The organism is Pseudomonas sp. JE3303 (assembly GCF_056312565.1).
The window spans coordinates 160,438-175,935 of record NZ_JBWGIF010000006.1 but is presented as its reverse complement, the minus strand read 5'-3'; the positions used below and the strand labels follow the sequence as shown (position 1 = coordinate 175,935).

The window sequence follows — 15,498 nt, the reverse complement described above, 5'->3', positions numbered from 1 at the left end:
GCCGTCAGAAATCCCAGTTCCCTGACGCCACTCGGCAGGAATTGCGCGTCGAAATATTTTGTGATCACATATCATCTAACTTTTAGAACCTCCTGCCCCTCCCCGGTGATCCGGGCGTTGCACGGAAGTGAACCAGCGCATCAAGCGCTGCGGGCGTGGGGCTTGGACAGAAAAGAAGCTGCGTCGAGGTGCTTATCCGCACAGAGGAAGGATCAATGAAATATCGTCTAGGAGACCGCTGCGTCCAGGCTCACCCATCGAGCTGGGTGGCGCCGAACGCCTCCGTCATTGGCAATGTACAGCTGGCTCGAAACTCAAGCGTGTGGTTCAGCGCTGTGCTTCGCGGGGATAACGAGCTGATATCGATCGGAGACGGCTCCAACGTCCAGGACGGAGCGGTGCTTCACGCAGATCCAGGGTTCCCGATCACCGTAGGAAGCGGGGTCACGATTGGCCACCAGGCAATGCTTCATGGCTGCGACGTGGGGAACGGTACATTGATCGGTATCCAGGCCGTCATCCTCAACGGTGCGCAGATTGGTGCTGGTTGTTTGATCGGAGCAAAGGCGCTTGTCACTGAAAAAATGGTAATCCCGGATGGCTCATTAGTCTTGGGTTCCCCCGCAAAAGTGATTCGAACCCTGACGCCTGAACAGCAGGCCAATCTGCGCGCCAATGCGCAGAGCTACGTTGATAAAGCCGTGGAGTACTCAGTGAACCTCTCCGCAGATCCAGGTGATGTCTAGGCTCTGTACCAAAAGAAGTGTCCCAAACACAGCATGGAGCAAGCCAGCGTGACCATCGCTGCGTAGTTTGCCATCACCGGGTCCTTCTCCCTGGATGCTCGGACTGTACAGAATCTCAGCGTTCGTCGGCCTGCAGCGGGGTTGCGCCCTGGCCTCTTCGAGGCATGTGTGGTTCGGGGCTCGCCACCAGACGATGTGGAGATTGGCTTCCAACCATCTTTCCAGTCGCTCCATCGATGTCTTCATTGCGAGCTACCTAGTGGCCAGACATGCACGATAACCTAGCTTGAGCGCATTCGGCCGCCCAGGGTGTATAACCCCCCCTCAGCGGTCACGCGACTGTAGCCCGGCCTGGTCAGGAATAGATGACTGAACAAGGAATTTTATCCACCAGGTCCGTAAAGGCGTTAGCACCCCCACTGGGGTCAATCTAGAGTTAAGTCTGAAAGAGGAGTCCGCCATGACCGTAGTCGATCGCCTCAGGTACTTGCGCGTCGTCCTGGTTCTGGCTGGCCTCGCGTGCCTCGCTCTCTACCCACTCATGTTGTTCTGGCCGTCCGGCTGGGCCTGGCACGTCAGTCACTCGGACTACCCGATGATGATCGTTGGCATCTACGCCACGCTTGGCGTGTTCTTGATCCTGGCCGCACGTGATCCATTGGCCAACCTCAGCCTGATCTGGTTCACCGTGTGGTCGAGCGCCGTGCACGGAGGGATCATGGCCGTCCAGGCGGTCACCCAGCCGGGGCAAATGGGGCACTTGGCAGGTGACGTGCCGGCGCTCTTCATCGTGGCGGTTGTCTTGGCCAGCTTGACGCCCCGCTCGCAATTGGCCGCTCGGCCCCGGACACGCAATGGGGCCTGAGAGCAGGTTTGAGTGTCGGGATCAGGGCTTGGCGAAGGACGTCCTCCAGTCGCTTGAGGCCTTCATCCAGCTCCTCTGGAGCAACATGCACTGGGGCACCTGCAGGAGCGACTTTACCGCGAACACGGTCATGGCCCATGCCATCGCTATTTCGATATCAGAGGGGTAAAACCGTACCTTCGCCAGTAAGCGAGTCATAGATAACCAGCGCTTCCTCGGATTCGCCAGCTTGGGCAACCAGGTTACCTTCAGCGCTCCAGATCCCCGAACGGCCAGCACCGATGAAATCATCCGCTGGCCCCACACAGTTTGCCATCACGACTGCCATTGAGTATTGCCGGGCTATTTGCGGGTAGTGGCTGTACGCTGCTGCCACTCCCCGTGGAGATTTAGCAACACTGGTAAAGTAAATTGTTGGCCCCACTTCCGACGCCTGTTGTGCGTGACTGTCCTGCAACGACTCATAGCATATGGCCGGAACCAGCACTTCATTGGCGAAGGCGAACACTTGCTGGTCACTGCCTGGGGAGAAAAAGGGCAGCTCATCGGCGTGCAGGAGTTGCTTGGAATAGACGAGCCGCTCCGATCCGGGCTGGAACACGAACATGGCAATCTGGATGCCTTGCTCGACTCGCAGTGGAGCACCTACGGCAATCAATATCCCGAAGCGGTCGCTCAGCTGTTGAAACACCTCTAGCCTCGGATCGCCGATTAGTATTGCCAGGCCATCAGCAAGCAAGGGCTCGTAAGCGATCAGAGACAGCTCAGGGAAGAAAACACCATCCGCTCCATAGCTTACCGCCTGCTCAATGACAGTGATGTGCTTGGCGATGTTCTGTTCAACCTTCCCTTGGCAGGACGAGATTTGTGCGGCGGCAAGCTTCATGAATTTTTCCAAATGACCCTGTTCACACCTATGATTCGCGCTGTGTCCTTTGCCGGGGGTAAGCCGAACAGGCGCACGTAGTCCCGGCTGAACTGAGTTGGGCTCTCATATCCAACCCCGAGCGCAGCCGCCATCACACTTCTGGCATTGGCCACCATCAGGGTGCGGGCCTGGAGCAGACGCACGCGCTTTTGGTACTGCAACGGGCTCAGGTTGGTGACAGCCTTGAAATGCCGGTGAAACGCCGAAACACTCATGGCCGCTCGCTGCGCAAGCTCTTCCACTCTGATGGACTCTGCAAAGTCGCGGCGAATGAACTGTATAGCCTGGCTCACTCGTGCCAAGGCAGTATCCGGAGCGGCAATCTCCCGCAACATCCAGCCGTGCGGGCCTTGCAACACACGGTACAGAATCTCGCGCTCATAGACGGGGGCAAGGGCAGCTATCTCTTCTGGCTTGTCCATCAGGCGCAGCATGCGTACCCAGGCGTCCATCAGCTCTGAAGTGACGGCAGCCACGGAAAAACCTGGGTAGTGTTCATATTGCCCGGTCGGTTTTGGCAGATCGGCGAGCAAGGTCGTCAACACCATCGGATCCAGGGTCAGGCTCACAGCCAGATACGGGGCGCCTGACTCAGCGGCGTGCACCGTGCCTACCGCAGGCAGGTCGATGGACATAACAAAGTAAGTCGCGGGATCGTAGCGAAGCGTGCGATCCCCCACGGTCATCGACTTACTCCCTTGCAGGATCAAATTGATCATCGGGTCATAGACAGCAGCCAGCATATGCTCGGGAATTTTGCCCTGAACCATGGCAACACGCGGAATTCCCGTCTCGGTGCGGCGGTTTTCGGCTCTGGCGGCCAAAGTGCGTAGCTCATCAAGTTGGTTGTTCATGGCAGGCATGCTGAGGGCTGCAAGCGATGCCGTGCAAGCAAAAAGCAGAAACAGGCAGGATTGAAGCAGCAATGGGAGCGTCGGCGATCCGGGACCTGATTACTGTGGGCACTCGGTTCATCGCAAGCGGAGTAGGACATGAGCGTTATCGTCATTACCGGAGGCAGCCGTGGTATCGGCGCCAGTACTGCACAGCATCTGGCCCGGCGCGGCATGGGTGTCATCCTTACCTACAAGACCAACCCGGATGCCGCACGGCAGGTGGTAGCCCACATTGAACAAGCTGGCGGGGTGGTTTTAACGATGAGCTCGAAGCGCTACTGGCGTCTCGAACGGCGTTGGGCCGGGTGGGCGAGCCGGAGGATGTGGCGCGCGTCATCGGCATGCTGTTGTCTGACGAAGCGGCCTGGATCAACGCCCAGAACATCGAAGTCGCCGGCGGCTACAACATCTGAGCAAAGGAGAGTTTCTCATGCTTGACCACATATTCCTTGCAGTGAGCGATATCGAGCGTTCAATCCAATTCTATGACGCAGCCCTGACGCCACTTGGGATAACTGCGCGCCTGAACTACGACGGCAAGGATGGCCCCCCTGGCCACCCGGATCTCAAGGGCTTTGGTGCGAACGGTCGGATGTTCTTCTGGCTGCGTGAAGGCGTCGTCGAACGGCGAGCCGCTCACATAGGTTTCGTCGCGAACAGCAAAGCTGCAGTGGACGCGGCCTATGCCGCTGCCATGAGTAACGGTGGAAGTGACAATGGGCCACCTGGCATCCGTTTGCACTATGACCCCGATTATTACGCCGCCAATGTGCAGGATCCGGACGGCTACAGCCTCGAATTCGTGTACAAGAAATGGCAGCACGCGCAATGAGCACACTTCTGATTCATGGCGCTACGGGCTATACCGGTTGCATCGCGGCAGCCGTAGAAGCTGCGCGACGGGTAATGAACGGTGAGCGACTCCCAGGTTTTGCAACACCAGCCCAAGTCTTCGGAAGTGGATTTGCCGAAAGCATCGCGGGCACGCTGGTCACTGATCTTTAATCGCAGAAAGAGTGGGCAACTGTCTTACCCCTTGGTCAGATCAACCAATGGCGTCTGCCGCACCTCGGTTTCGCGCCCACCCTGGATCTCGCTCACCTGCGTCAATGCCTTGTCTACAGCCACCTTGTCCGCCAACAAGCTGTAGCGGATGTGGAACTGCCTGTGTTCCTTCGGCCCGATTGTGGGCACCAGGTTCAGTGGCCGCTGGTAACGGCGGTTGTAGGAAAAACTCGTCCCTGGCTCCAGCCCCGTGACATAGCCCTGGCCCTGGGTATCGGTATTTTTCCACAGGGAAAACACGGGCAGTGTGTGAGTATTGAAACCGACCGAAACGCCCAGATTGCCAGCCTTGTTATGCAATACGGTCAACGTATCGCCCTTGGCATCGGCATACGGCACCACGTTATAGACCGTTTCGTCATAGTCCTTGGTGGGTGCGCGGTAGGTTTGCCAATCGGGCAGATCGCCCCTGGCCTTGTCATTGAATGGGGACACCTGTTTCACCGGCGCAGCGAAACGAGCGCCCTGCTCCAGGAACGGGGTGCTGAAGTTACTGTGATACAGCGCCTGGTATTCCTTCGGATCGTCACCGTTGTTGGTGAGGGTGTCGTTGAGGGCGAACACCACGCTGCCGGGTTCGGTGACAACCTCGGTCGCGACAGAGAAGTCGACCTTCTTGAACGCCTGTTCTTTCAGTTCGCCACGCAAGGTGATGGCGTACGGTGGTTTCTCATCGATGTGCAGGGTGACTTTGCTCGCAGGGATATTGGCGGCCCGACCGTGCAGGGTCAACAGCTCGCCATTGTCGACGCCGGGGTGGCCGACCCATTCGTAACCGCAGCGGGCGACCAGCTCGTTGAAGCCTTCCAGCCAGCCCAGGCCATTGCGCCCATTGAGTTCGATGAAGGACGGATTGACCACTTCCTCGACAGGAGAATCCCAGCCCATGCGCACATTACCGACCGAGGCCTGCAAGACGTTCATTCCGCGAGTCGGCACTATCGAAAGTTTCATCGTCCCGTTATCGATGTCGATGATGCTGACACCCTCCTGCCGACCTCCATGCAAGGTGCGCAGGGTGACGCTGAAGGGCTTGTCGGTTTCTACGCCGAGTTGCTGGCTAGTGATCTGCCAGTCCTTGGCGGCTCTGTGGGTGTCGAGCAGAACGTAATCCCAGGCCATGGCGTGCGAGGCTGCGGACAGGGCGCTGAGAGCAACGAAGAGTTTGAGGGGGAGCATGGCAACAGCCTTTCTTGGAGTTTTGCATTTTTATAGACTCAGGGAAACGTTTCAGCAAGCCTGGCAAGCGATGCTTCCGGCAAATGTCAGGAACCCTTTGGGACTGCGACACGCTGCTTTCAAGCACAAGCGACCATCGCGCATCCACGCCCCATCGGCAATTCATCCTGTTTAAGCTGCCTCCAGGCGCTACATGGAATATCCTTGTGCCACGCAATCAACCTCGAAGCAGTGAATTGAACGATGGGTTTTGAACAACTAGCTGGACTACGTGATCGCCTGCGGGCTGAAAAAGAGCAGACAAAGACCGAGCGCGCGGTACCCCCCAAGCGGAAGTCCCCGCCCCAGAAGAAGCCTCGCGAGCAGGATCCGGCGGTGGAAGCGATCTGGCCATTGCAGAAGCATTTTCCATTGGCCTTCCCTGTCAATCCGGCCCCCAAGGTTCCGCTCAAGGAGGGCATCTTCAAGGATGCCGAGCAACACCTGGAGCTGCTCGGCATAACCCGCGAACAGCTGAAGCTGGGCATCTCTACCTGGTGCCGGGGCGCTCGGTACTGGGCAAGCATGGTGGAGAACGCGCCGCGCCTGGACTTGAACGGTCAAGCCGCTGGCACTGTGACCGCCGCCCAGGCGATCCATGCGAAGCAGCAGGCTTCGCGGCAACGCAGCCAGGACCGACGAAATCGTGCGAAGGCAAAACCGAGCGTGCCGGCCCCCGCGGTTGACACCGCTGCGGAACAGACTGTGGAATGAAGAAGGCGGCGCCCTGCCCCTTGCCAGCAACCAGTCGGGTCAATGGCAAGATGCGAGAGTGAGTGACTGCTTGCCCGCGCGCTCGATGGGCGCGCGATCTGCTGAATACTCTCCGCTGAAAGCAGTGAACGTACCCACCGTGGTACGCGGCGCTGACATCAGCTCGCGCGTAACGCTTCAATAACCAGGCGCACCGCGAGCGAAGACTGGCGTCTATGGGCGTAGTAGGCATGGTGTCCGGTCACCGTTGGGAACCAATCCTCCAGCACCAGGCTGAGTCGGCCAGCGTCTACATGAGGCTGGACGAGCGCGAGAGGAAGGTAGGCCAGGCCGAAGCCCCTCAATGCTGCATCCAGCATCTGGTAGGAGTTGTTGAATACCAGTTGACCCCGCACCTTCACCTCGAGCCTCTCATTACCCTTCCAAAGTTCCCAGGACATAAGCGCGTCTTTGGTGGGGAGCCGTAGATTGACGCAATTATGCGCAGTGAGATCAGACGGTATCCTGGGAGCAGACCTCGTTTTCAAGTAGGCCGGAGCACCTACAACGGCGAGGGTCTCATTGGGCGCGACGCGCACAGCGATCATGTCTTTCTCAACCTGATCGCCTAAGCGCACACCGATGTCATACCGTTCCGCCACAATGTTCGACAGCCCATAGTCATTGATGAGCTCGATCTGCAGATCGGGATGTTCGGCCAGGACACCTTGAAGTTTTGGCCAAATGTACTGATTCACTGCGTAGTCCGTTGCAGATATGCGCACCGTTCCTACTGCCTTCTCTCGCAGCTCGGCGACAGCCATCAGCTCAGCTTCGATCTCCTCCAGCTTCGGCGCGACCGAATCCAGAAGCCGTTGTCCCGCCTCAGTGGGAGAAACGCTCCTGGTAGTGCGCATCAGCAACAACATTCCCAGTCGAGTCTCCAACGCGGCCACGGTTCTGCTGAGCGATGATTGAGAGACGCCTAATTTCGCTGCTGCTTTTGTAAAGCTCCGCTCGCGGGCCACGGTCAGCAGCGCGACGAGATGGTTGAGATCGGGAGCCGCCATTTATCCACCAGTGCATGAGTGTATTCACATTTTGCCACCTAGTTGGGTATCCATGAAGCCTCTACATTGGTTCCACGGCTTTTCAATGGCCCAGTATTTCTCGGCCAGGTCCCAACGAACGAGAGCGGATTCCATGAGCACCTCAGATCAAACCATCATCCGAAGCGGCAGCAAGCCATCTGCCAAAGGTCCAGAGAACTGGTTCACCGGGTCTGTGCGCATCGACTATATGTTTCAAGCCGCCGCGCCTGGCCGTGCAGCAGGTGCGATCGTGACCTTCGAGCCTTCAGCAAGGACGCATTGGCACTCCCACCCGCTGGGTCAGACGTTGGTCGTACTGACCGGTGTAGGTTGGACGCAGTGTGAAGGCGGCCCCCGCACCGAGATCCGTGCTGGGGATGTTGTAACTTGCGCATGCGGCAAGCGCCATTGGCATGGCGCCGCTGCGGAAACCGCCATGTCGCACTTCGCGGTTACCGAGACGCTCGATGGCAAGAACACCGATTGGATGGAAGCGGTGACCGACGAGCAATACCTGACCGGCCCGCTCGTGAGGGATTGACCCCTCCTTCAGAAACCTCGAACCCACAGGATGGAACCCGATGTCCTCATTACTCAGGTACGCCGTATGCGCCGCAGCCTTGCAAACTGCCGGAGCCGTGGCAGGAGAGCAGCAAGCCGACATGGCTGTCGCCCAGCAGATCACCCGTGCAGGGGAGCAACCTTCCACTACCGGCTCAGCCGATTTTTTTACGGGCCAGGTTCGCATCGAGCACGGTATGGCCGACGGATGACGACATAAACGCGTCCGGAGGTCTGGTGACATTCGAACCCGGTGCTCGATCGGCGTGGCATACGCACCCTCTAGGGCAGCGTTTGATGGTGACTTCTGGGGTTGGACTCACTCAGGAATGGGGAAAGCCAGTGCAAGTCATTCGGCCCGGCGACGTAGTGTGGTGCCCTCCTGACGTCAAGCACTGGCACGGTGCAAGTCCGAGTACAGCGATGACCCACCTGGCGGTGACCGGCGCGTTGAACGGGAAGAATGTCTCATGGATGGAGAAAGTCAGTGATAAGCAATACAGCAGTCGTTGAGCGCCAGACGGCCCGCTTGCGTACTAGCGCAATCGCTACAGTCTTGAGTCTGGCCGTTGCATGCAGCCAAACCGTAACAGCGCAGGAGACTTCACACGTGAATCAGGTGTCAACCGCCGCACACAGCCATTCGGACATACTGGACGCGCGGCAGCAAGCCATTCTGCCGATCGCGGCTTTCGCTGCCGCCGGAGACATCGCACAGCTGAACTGTGCGCTGAACCAGGGTTTGGATACCGGCATAACCGTCAGCGACGCAAAGGAAATCCTGCTGCAACTTTATGCCTATGCGGGCTTCCCGCGCAGTCTGAATGCCCTGGGCGAGTTGATGAAAGTAGTCGGGGCACGGAAAGAGCGCGGTATCCAGGATGCCCCCGGTAAAGAGCCAGAGAAAAGCATCCCGAAGGGAGATGCTTTGCTCGCTGCCGGCACAGCCAATCAAACCAAGCTGTCAGGCCAGCCTGTCGAGGGGCCGCTGTTCGATTTCGCGCCAGTTGCCAATGAATATCTACGCGCTCACCTCTTCGGGGACATCTTTGAGCGGGACAATCTTGACTGGCAAAGCCGTGAACTCGCTACCGTAGCGATGCTGTCGGCGCTGACGGGTGTCGAACCGCAACTACAGGCACATATTCGCATCAGCATGAACGTGGGCATCACTGTCAATCAGCTGCGACAGGTGAGTAATGTGCTGACCGAACGCGTCAATGCTGAAGCTGGACGCCGTGTACACGAGGCGACCGAGCGGCTGCTGGCCAATCCTGCACAGTAGCTTCTACGCCCCAGAAACGCAAAAAGCCCTGAATAATCAGGGCTTTGAATATGGCGGAAGCGTAGAGATTCGAACTCTAGGATAGTTGCCCATCGACGGTTTTCAAGACCGTAACATAAGCGCCCAATTCATGCGGCGCTAAGGTGAAAATCGATTCCAAAACAAACAAGAAATGAGACGGCTACGAGCCGCGCGTTTCAAGGGTCGCCGTTTTAGTTTTGGAATCGTTTTTTCGTCCTTGCGGCGCTTTGTCGCCATCCCTCCTGCCCCACCACGACTGCGCAAAGAGCGCACCCGGTACCCCCAATGATGTTCTTGCCATCCTGAACCACCCCAGTGACGTAGGCATCCAGTAAGGGTGGCATCACGACCGCGGCGGAGCCGAGCTGAAGACCCTCGTTTGAGTCGTCAATCGGCCGAGCGCAACGCTGTGCTTTCGTTGATATGCATGTCGCCCAGGACAGGCTCGTTGCGCAACTGACCATTGGGAATTGCCCCGCCTGAGTTCGATGACAGACGATGACAAAGCGCACGCTCATTCCAGCTCGGAACTGATTATCGTGTTTGAGGATTTACCCCACCTAGGTTGCCTGCATTACTGCAAAAACTTCTCTGCCCACAACTGCGGCGTTTTCAAATCGCTAAACTTTAATAAATAGTCTACCTCATCTGCCCAAGAATCAATCAAGGTCAAATTCCTCTTCTTCAGTTCGTCGTCTGCGCCCGGCGCCCTTGATACATGATTCCGTAGATTGGTTAAAATTTTATCGGCTGGCCACTTGTCAGCCTCATAACTGTTATAGGTATGCCTTTCGATGGATTCGTGAAACCCAATTAATTTATCGCGTTCCGGATTAGGGACATCTGGCGTAAAGGGCATGCCGGCAATTTCCTCCGCTACCGATTGTTCGACAGAACGGTAGTCATTTGCAAAATCGATCGCTAAACGAATGGCCAGTTCACTGCAAAGACCTTGGACCCACGGTCGCAACGCTCGAAATATTGAGCTTTCTTCAGATTTCAATTCAGCCAGATTCCTCCGGATTTCCCGCGAAAGCTCATGGCTTTCCTTTACCGAGAACGCAGATCCTCCACGACCGATCTTTGCTACAAGCGACGTCAAAGTTTTTCCTGAAATTTCGGCTAGTTGACGTAGCTGGATTAGCGTCTCATTAGCCTCTTGGATGGTCAGCTTCAAGTCTCTGGTTTTCGCTTCCAAACCTAATCCCTTTAAAGACTCAAATCGTTCAATTGTCGCTGCCAGCGTTAACACCAGTCCAGCTCCTAAGCCGGCAGTAGCGCGTGACATTGAATCATCACTGACAAGAGCCACACATCCGAAAATGATGCAAACAACGCCGCCAAGGAACAACACAAAGTTGACAACCGCCACCAATGTAACCTTATTCATAAACACTTTAATTTCTTTCAAAATCTCACCCATACTTATCACGTGATCGGATACCGAACCGTTTAATCTACTCGTTTTTGCCCAGCCTTGAGACCCACGGGCCTTAAATCGATGGGCTACGAGACACACAAGCCTTGTTCAACCAAGCCCTAAACAAACAACTTAAACAACCTCAGAAATTGGAAGGTTAAGCACCATTGGTTCATTTGAAAACTCGTCCAAGGGGGAATTATAAGACCTCCAATAAGTTACCGAGCGATCTCCAAGGCTTTCGATGAAATCTGAATTTGGCTCTGGATTCGCTACTATTAATTGAGCGCTATCCGGAAGCGAGCGTACGATCTCATCAATCTCAGGGCGATCGCAGTCAAAGTATGAAATCCCGACAAAAACGCAGTGAGTACAGCTTTGTAACTCCTGTAAGAATTTATTCCTAATAGGCTTAACCCAATGGTAATTGGTATACTTGTTTGCTTCGTTTGGCGTGATGCAAAGTGGCTGAGCTCTTGGCTGCATCAACTCATTCTTATTCAGCCTTGCCATGAGAGAATCGTTTAAATCAAACCACATCCATATCGGATAAGTTATAGGTATTCCTACCACCAACCCAGGAGGATCGAAATCTACCGAACCATGCGGCTTCGCAAGTGGTATGCCATAGTGGGGACGATTATCCTCAAAAGATGTATAAAGCACACCTAACTCATCCAAACACTGCTCCAGTAATAAATCATAATTTAGAGAGAGTGCGCAAACTAGATCATTCTTGTGATAATCAAGCCACCTAAACCACCCCCAGCCTTTATTGAAACTCTCAATTTGCAATAGCGAAAGCTTTGCAAAGGCAATGGTCAAATAGTGCCTTGCCTCGATCAAACAATAATCGGGATTAACACCTAGCTTACGGCAAGTCTCTGGATCATGAATTTGCTTGAAAACTTCGAAATCGCTGAGCAAAGGAAAAGACTGGTGGAGCTTTTTTAAAAGAGGGAGCTGGTCAATAAATGAACCTCCGTTATGTGGACACTCCACTTCCCATGCCAAAGGAGTCTGGGAATTCCATTTCCCTGACAACCCTGTAAACTTCCCGAAACTCATGGAAAGCCCATTCCCAACAACAAGTGCAATTCGGGGTTTAACCATTAAACGTTACACTCCATTGTAATTCGCAATAAATAAATTCATAGCAAAGCCGTCACCACCGCCATCATGACGGGATTTTCCTCCCGTGCGTGAGGCAGGTCGAGACTAGCGTAGTGAGCGACCAGTCGTCGCCGGAAAGTTTTCGTACAACCATTGTTATCTTACTGTCAACGAGCGCAGTAGGCCGCCCAAGTACCTTGACTCCTTTAGGCTTGCAAGTTTTTACTGTGCGGATAAACAGGTGCAAGGTCACCGCGTTCTCGGCACAAGCCAGAGGCCGCAGCTGGACTTGCAGGAAGAGTCTGCGGGTTCAGCGGTCCAAGCTAGATGTTCGCGCATTCACCTTGCTCGTTACTTACTTGGTGATTTCGCGCACGTAGGCCTGGCAGGCCTGCAGCGCGATCAGCCCCCGGTCACCGTCGCCGGTGATGCCGACAATTCGTTGAGCATGCGCTGGGTCAAGTTCGCCTCGCGCGGCACCATGAACCACGCCGCCGGCGCCGGTGGCGACTGGCAACCCACCGTCACTACCCGGGGCGATGCTGGGCTGGGCGAGTAGGACTGACAACCGGAGGTCAGCAGTAGCAAGCCTGTCACGCAGGCGAGCGCGGTCTTGTTGGGCATCTTGCAATTCCTTGAAGTGGGTAGCGTCTTGCGCCTGCAGGCGGCTTTCCAGGGTGCTGCGGGCGTCCTGCTGCGCCTGCAGCTGGTCGAGGGCAGCGCTCGCCGCCGCCTCGCGTTCGGTGTCGTAGGCCCCGGTCTGCTTGGCCAGCTGGGCGCCGTAGTTGTTGGCCTGCCACAGCCAGGCCCCACGACCGCCCGCGGCCAGTCCCAGCAGCAGCGCGAGTGCTGCCAGGCGCCAATTCAGCCCCGTCACTGCAGCACCGCGAGGGCGCGCTGATACAGCGCCTTACGATCGGCCAGGCCGTTGACCCCACCATTGATGCGCCGGGTGATCGTCTCGAAGGCGCCCCGATCGGCCAGGGTGTTCAGGCCTCGACACTGCCAGTACCAGCCCGCCGAGCTGGTCGCGTGCTCGGGCTGCTCGAGCAGCTCGGGGTGCTTGACCAGGTCCAGGCCCAGGGCCTCGCCGCAGTCCCGATAGTTGGCCAGCCCGGTAATCTGGATCAAGCCCCGGCCGCGGTACTTCTGCCCGTCGCCGTCGGCCTCGGGCGTGTTGCCCAGGCGCGCGGCGAGCGTGCCGGTGTCGTACTTGCTCAGGTACTTGTCACTGCCCAGCTCACGCAGGTAGAGGAACTGCCCAGACTCATGGCCCACCTGGGCGATGAATGCAGCGCGGCGCTCGCGGGTGACGATGCCCCACTTGCCCATGGCGGCATTGAGCACAGGAACAAAAACGCCGGCTTTCTTCGCGCCGGCGTTAGGGAGGATCTGCAGCAGCTGCTGCACGGTGATGGTCATAGCGTGTCTCCAGTGATGGCCGCGTACGGCCCGTTTACAGCTGCTCGGTCCTGAGCGGCTTTTCGGTCTTCTTGGTCTTCTTGCCCTTGGCCTTGGCCTTGCCCTTCTTGCCGCCGTTGCACTCGACCGTGGTGGTCCAGCCCGACTGGGTGAACACCTGCTCGACGCTGTCCACCAGGTACTCGCCATCGAGCCCGGCCTTGAGGCCCTGCACGTTGATCTTGCGTTCGGCGAACAGGTCAGTACGCCCTGTCATTTCCAGGCGCACTGCGGCCGTGCTGCGGTTGAACGCAGCCAGCCGCGCCTTGGCGGCCTGCTCGGCGGCGGTCTTGTTGGGGTAGACATGCCGGTCGGTATGCACCGGCGGCAGGCCGTCGGGGGACTCGTCGTTGCCCAGCTCCACCACCTTGAGCTCGCCGGTCTTCTTGTCCTGATGCTGGGTGCGCACAGCCTTGTTGGTGCTGCGATCGCCGAGGCGAAACTGGTAGCGGCTAAGGTCGGCACGGCCCAGGGTGACGGCGCCGAACGCCTTGCCGCTTGCGCTCTCGCTGGCTTCCCGGGGCAATACCAGCAGCTTGCCGTCGGCCACCTTGGCGGTGCAGTCGTACTGCTTGGCCAGGCGGGTGATGAAGTTGAAGTCGGATTCGTTGCGCTGGTCGACGCGGTCGACCTTGGTCTGCACCGGGCACACCGGCTGCCAGCCGTTGCGGGCGGCCACGTCGCGCACGATCTGCGACAAGGGCACGCCCTCCCAGCTGCCGCTGCGTACAGTCTTGCCGCTGCCGCGCATGTCGCTGGCCTTGCCCCGGATCACGATCGTATCGGGCGGGCCTGACACCTCGACCTCGTCCACGGTGTAGCGGCCCAGGCGGGCCAGAGCGGCACCGACGTAGCCCAGGTACACCTCGATGCCGGCGCCGCGCTTGGGCAGCGTGACGGCCTGATCACGGTCGTCGATGCGCAGCTCGAACTCGTCCGACTCCATGCCGGGCTTGTCCGAGGTGCGCAACAGCAGCAAACGGTCGTTGATCAGCGCGGTAATGTCCTTGCCGTCCGCGACGATACGGAAAGTGGGTTGCACGGGGGCTGCCTCCTGAAATGAAAAACCCCGCACTCGGCGGGGTTCGTTACGCGTAACGCGGGATCAATCCCACAGCTGGATCGACTCCACCGACGGCGTGGCCAGCTCCGGCAGGCGAATGAGCACGCCAGCGCGGAAGGGTTGCGGTTCTTCGGCCAGCCCCTGATTGGCATCGAGCACCGCCTCGACGGCACCGTTGAGGTGGCCGTAGTGGTGGTGACAGAGGGTGTCGAGCAGGTCGCCGTCAGACGTTCTGCAGGTCGTCGCCATAGCTCACGAACTCCAAGGAAAAGGACTGTTTACGGGGAATGCCACCGGCGAGCAGGGCGCCCTGTTCTTCGTCGACACTGAGCAGGCACCAGGACCCCAGCACCTCGCCGTAGCCCGTAGTCAGGCTCACCGGCTGCAGCGTGCGGCCGATACTGCGCAGGGTGTCCAGCTGCTTGAGGCCGCCCTTGAAACCCGGGTAGATCACGCCCTTGAGGCTCAGCTTGTCCTCACCCAGGCCGATGGCCTGCTGGGCAATGCTGCGCGTCAGGCGCTCCTGCCCGGCCCAGCGGAACGCAGTCTGCCGGCGCAGCTCCTCGAAGGCTGCCGTATCCATGTTGAAGTAGTACGGCTGCGCATTCGGATCAAGCGGCTGCAGGATCAGCAGGTGCGGGAACGGCGTTACGGCTTCGGCCGCCGGGGTCACCTCGGGCGCCAGGGCGCCCGTAGGCACAATGTTGCCGAGCGACGGGCTGACCTTGCCCGCAATGCGGTTGATCGCCGCCCCCGCCTTGCCCGCCTGCTCCTTCAGCGAGCCCAGCCGTTCCTGCACTTGACTGGCTGCCGAGACGGCTTGGTTGTACCCCGCCGCCACCTGCCCCACCGCGGACTGAGCGGCATTCACCGCCCGCATGGTCCGCTGCAGCTTGGCGCCGATGGCCGGGCCAATGAACGGCACGCTCTCCAGCTCGGCGGCCGCGCCGGTCATGTCGTTGACGGCGCCGGTCAGCGGCCCGAGCATGCCGTCCAGACTGGTGCGGCCCGACTCCCCCGCCGACACCAGGTAACTCAGCACCGATTGCAGTTGCTCCATGTAGGCCATGGC

Annotated in this window: 18 protein-coding genes and 2 pseudogenes; 9 read left to right on the top strand and 11 right to left on the bottom strand. The window is 58.1% G+C overall.

The window, feature by feature from the left end; translation table 11 throughout:
- Positions 1–215 precede the first annotated feature (215 nt).
- Positions 216–746, top strand: a complete 531-nt coding sequence (locus AC0ZZU_RS10720; protein WP_476340564.1) for a gamma carbonic anhydrase family protein — start codon at positions 216–218, stop codon at positions 744–746.
- A 460-nt stretch (positions 747–1,206) separates the two neighbouring features.
- Positions 1,207–1,611 carry a DUF6632 domain-containing protein gene (locus AC0ZZU_RS10715; protein ID WP_476340563.1) on the top strand — a complete coding sequence of 135 codons (405 nt, stop codon included), beginning with the start codon at positions 1,207–1,209 and terminating at the stop codon, positions 1,609–1,611.
- 157 nt (positions 1,612–1,768) lie between these two features.
- Here AC0ZZU_RS10715 and AC0ZZU_RS10710 read toward each other — a convergent pair whose 3' ends face one another.
- Together AC0ZZU_RS10710 and AC0ZZU_RS10705 are read right to left on the bottom strand one after the other, a co-directional pair.
- Positions 1,769–2,497, bottom strand: coding sequence for a carbon-nitrogen hydrolase family protein (locus tag AC0ZZU_RS10710; protein WP_476340562.1), 729 nt, complete (start codon positions 2,495–2,497; stop codon positions 1,769–1,771).
- Complete coding sequence (locus AC0ZZU_RS10705; protein ID WP_476340561.1) at positions 2,494–3,393, bottom strand: AraC family transcriptional regulator; 900 nt, start codon at positions 3,391–3,393, stop codon at positions 2,494–2,496. Before AC0ZZU_RS10705 ends, AC0ZZU_RS10710 begins: the two co-directional genes overlap by 4 nt.
- A gap of 138 nt (positions 3,394–3,531) precedes the next feature.
- Between AC0ZZU_RS10705 and AC0ZZU_RS10700 the strand changes: the two are divergent.
- The 3 genes and pseudogenes from AC0ZZU_RS10700 to AC0ZZU_RS10690 all read left to right on the top strand — a co-directional run.
- Positions 3,532–3,633: pseudogene (locus tag AC0ZZU_RS10700) on the top strand (SDR family NAD(P)-dependent oxidoreductase); the annotation flags it as partial.
- A 38-nt stretch (positions 3,634–3,671) separates the two neighbouring features.
- Positions 3,672–3,848, top strand: a pseudogene (locus AC0ZZU_RS10695) (SDR family oxidoreductase); the annotation flags it as partial.
- A 17-nt stretch (positions 3,849–3,865) separates the two neighbouring features.
- A complete protein-coding gene (locus tag AC0ZZU_RS10690) occupies positions 3,866–4,267 on the top strand; it encodes a VOC family protein (RefSeq protein ID WP_476340559.1) in 402 nt (133 codons plus the stop codon).
- 197 nt (positions 4,268–4,464) lie between these two features.
- Here AC0ZZU_RS10690 and AC0ZZU_RS10685 read toward each other — a convergent pair whose 3' ends face one another.
- The gene (locus AC0ZZU_RS10685) at positions 4,465–5,679 is read right to left on the bottom strand and encodes an aldose 1-epimerase family protein (protein WP_476340557.1); all 1,215 of its coding nucleotides are present in this window, start codon (positions 5,677–5,679) and stop codon (positions 4,465–4,467) included.
- A 243-nt stretch (positions 5,680–5,922) separates the two neighbouring features.
- On the opposite strand from AC0ZZU_RS10685, the gene AC0ZZU_RS10680 reads away from it, so the two are divergent.
- The gene (locus AC0ZZU_RS10680) at positions 5,923–6,432 is read left to right on the top strand and encodes a ProQ/FinO family protein (RefSeq protein ID WP_476340555.1); all 510 of its coding nucleotides are present in this window, start codon (positions 5,923–5,925) and stop codon (positions 6,430–6,432) included.
- Positions 6,433–6,590: 158 nt separating this feature from the next.
- Here the strand turns inward: AC0ZZU_RS10680 and AC0ZZU_RS10675 are convergent, their stop codons facing one another.
- A complete protein-coding gene (locus AC0ZZU_RS10675) occupies positions 6,591–7,481 on the bottom strand; it encodes a LysR family transcriptional regulator (RefSeq protein WP_476340553.1) in 891 nt (296 codons plus the stop codon).
- A 133-nt stretch (positions 7,482–7,614) separates the two neighbouring features.
- Here AC0ZZU_RS10675 and AC0ZZU_RS10670 point away from each other — a divergent pair, with 133 nt between their 5' ends.
- The 3 genes from AC0ZZU_RS10670 (at position 7,615) to AC0ZZU_RS10660 (ending at position 9,348) form a co-directional block, all read left to right on the top strand.
- Positions 7,615–8,043 carry a (R)-mandelonitrile lyase gene (locus AC0ZZU_RS10670; RefSeq protein ID WP_476340552.1) on the top strand — a complete coding sequence of 143 codons (429 nt, stop codon included), beginning with the start codon at positions 7,615–7,617 and terminating at the stop codon, positions 8,041–8,043.
- 146 nt (positions 8,044–8,189) lie between these two features.
- Positions 8,190–8,576 (top strand): (R)-mandelonitrile lyase, encoded by a 387-nt coding sequence (locus AC0ZZU_RS10665; RefSeq protein WP_476340551.1) that lies wholly within the window; start codon positions 8,190–8,192, stop codon positions 8,574–8,576.
- A 97-nt stretch (positions 8,577–8,673) separates the two neighbouring features.
- Positions 8,674–9,348 carry a carboxymuconolactone decarboxylase family protein gene (locus AC0ZZU_RS10660; protein WP_476340550.1) on the top strand — a complete coding sequence of 225 codons (675 nt, stop codon included), beginning with the start codon at positions 8,674–8,676 and terminating at the stop codon, positions 9,346–9,348.
- 595 nt (positions 9,349–9,943) lie between these two features.
- Here AC0ZZU_RS10660 and AC0ZZU_RS10655 read toward each other — a convergent pair.
- The 7 genes from AC0ZZU_RS10655 to AC0ZZU_RS10625 form a co-directional block, all read right to left on the bottom strand.
- Positions 9,944–10,792, bottom strand: a complete 849-nt coding sequence (locus tag AC0ZZU_RS10655; RefSeq protein WP_476340549.1) for a hypothetical protein — start codon at positions 10,790–10,792, stop codon at positions 9,944–9,946.
- 129 nt (positions 10,793–10,921) lie between these two features.
- On the bottom strand, positions 10,922–11,902 hold the full coding sequence (locus tag AC0ZZU_RS10650) for a hypothetical protein (protein ID WP_476340548.1): 981 nt from the start codon (positions 11,900–11,902) through the stop codon (positions 10,922–10,924).
- Between the two features lie 355 nt (positions 11,903–12,257).
- Positions 12,258–12,779 (bottom strand): lysis system spanin subunit, encoded by a 522-nt coding sequence (locus AC0ZZU_RS10645; RefSeq protein WP_476340547.1) that lies wholly within the window; start codon positions 12,777–12,779, stop codon positions 12,258–12,260.
- Positions 12,776–13,324: a glycoside hydrolase family 19 protein gene (locus AC0ZZU_RS10640; RefSeq protein ID WP_476340546.1), complete on the bottom strand. Its 549-nt coding sequence runs from the start codon at positions 13,322–13,324 to the stop codon at positions 12,776–12,778. The genes AC0ZZU_RS10645 and AC0ZZU_RS10640 overlap by 4 nt, the downstream gene beginning before the upstream one ends.
- A gap of 34 nt (positions 13,325–13,358) precedes the next feature.
- Positions 13,359–14,405, bottom strand: a complete 1,047-nt coding sequence (locus AC0ZZU_RS10635; protein WP_476340545.1) for a phage late control D family protein — start codon at positions 14,403–14,405, stop codon at positions 13,359–13,361.
- 63 nt (positions 14,406–14,468) lie between these two features.
- A complete protein-coding gene (locus tag AC0ZZU_RS10630; RefSeq protein ID WP_476340543.1) occupies positions 14,469–14,675 on the bottom strand; it encodes a tail protein X in 207 nt (68 codons plus the stop codon).
- Complete coding sequence (locus AC0ZZU_RS10625) at positions 14,650–15,495, bottom strand: phage tail protein (protein WP_476340542.1); 846 nt, start codon at positions 15,493–15,495, stop codon at positions 14,650–14,652. The genes AC0ZZU_RS10630 and AC0ZZU_RS10625 overlap by 26 nt, the downstream gene beginning before the upstream one ends.
- Between the last annotated feature and the right edge of the window lie 3 nt (positions 15,496–15,498).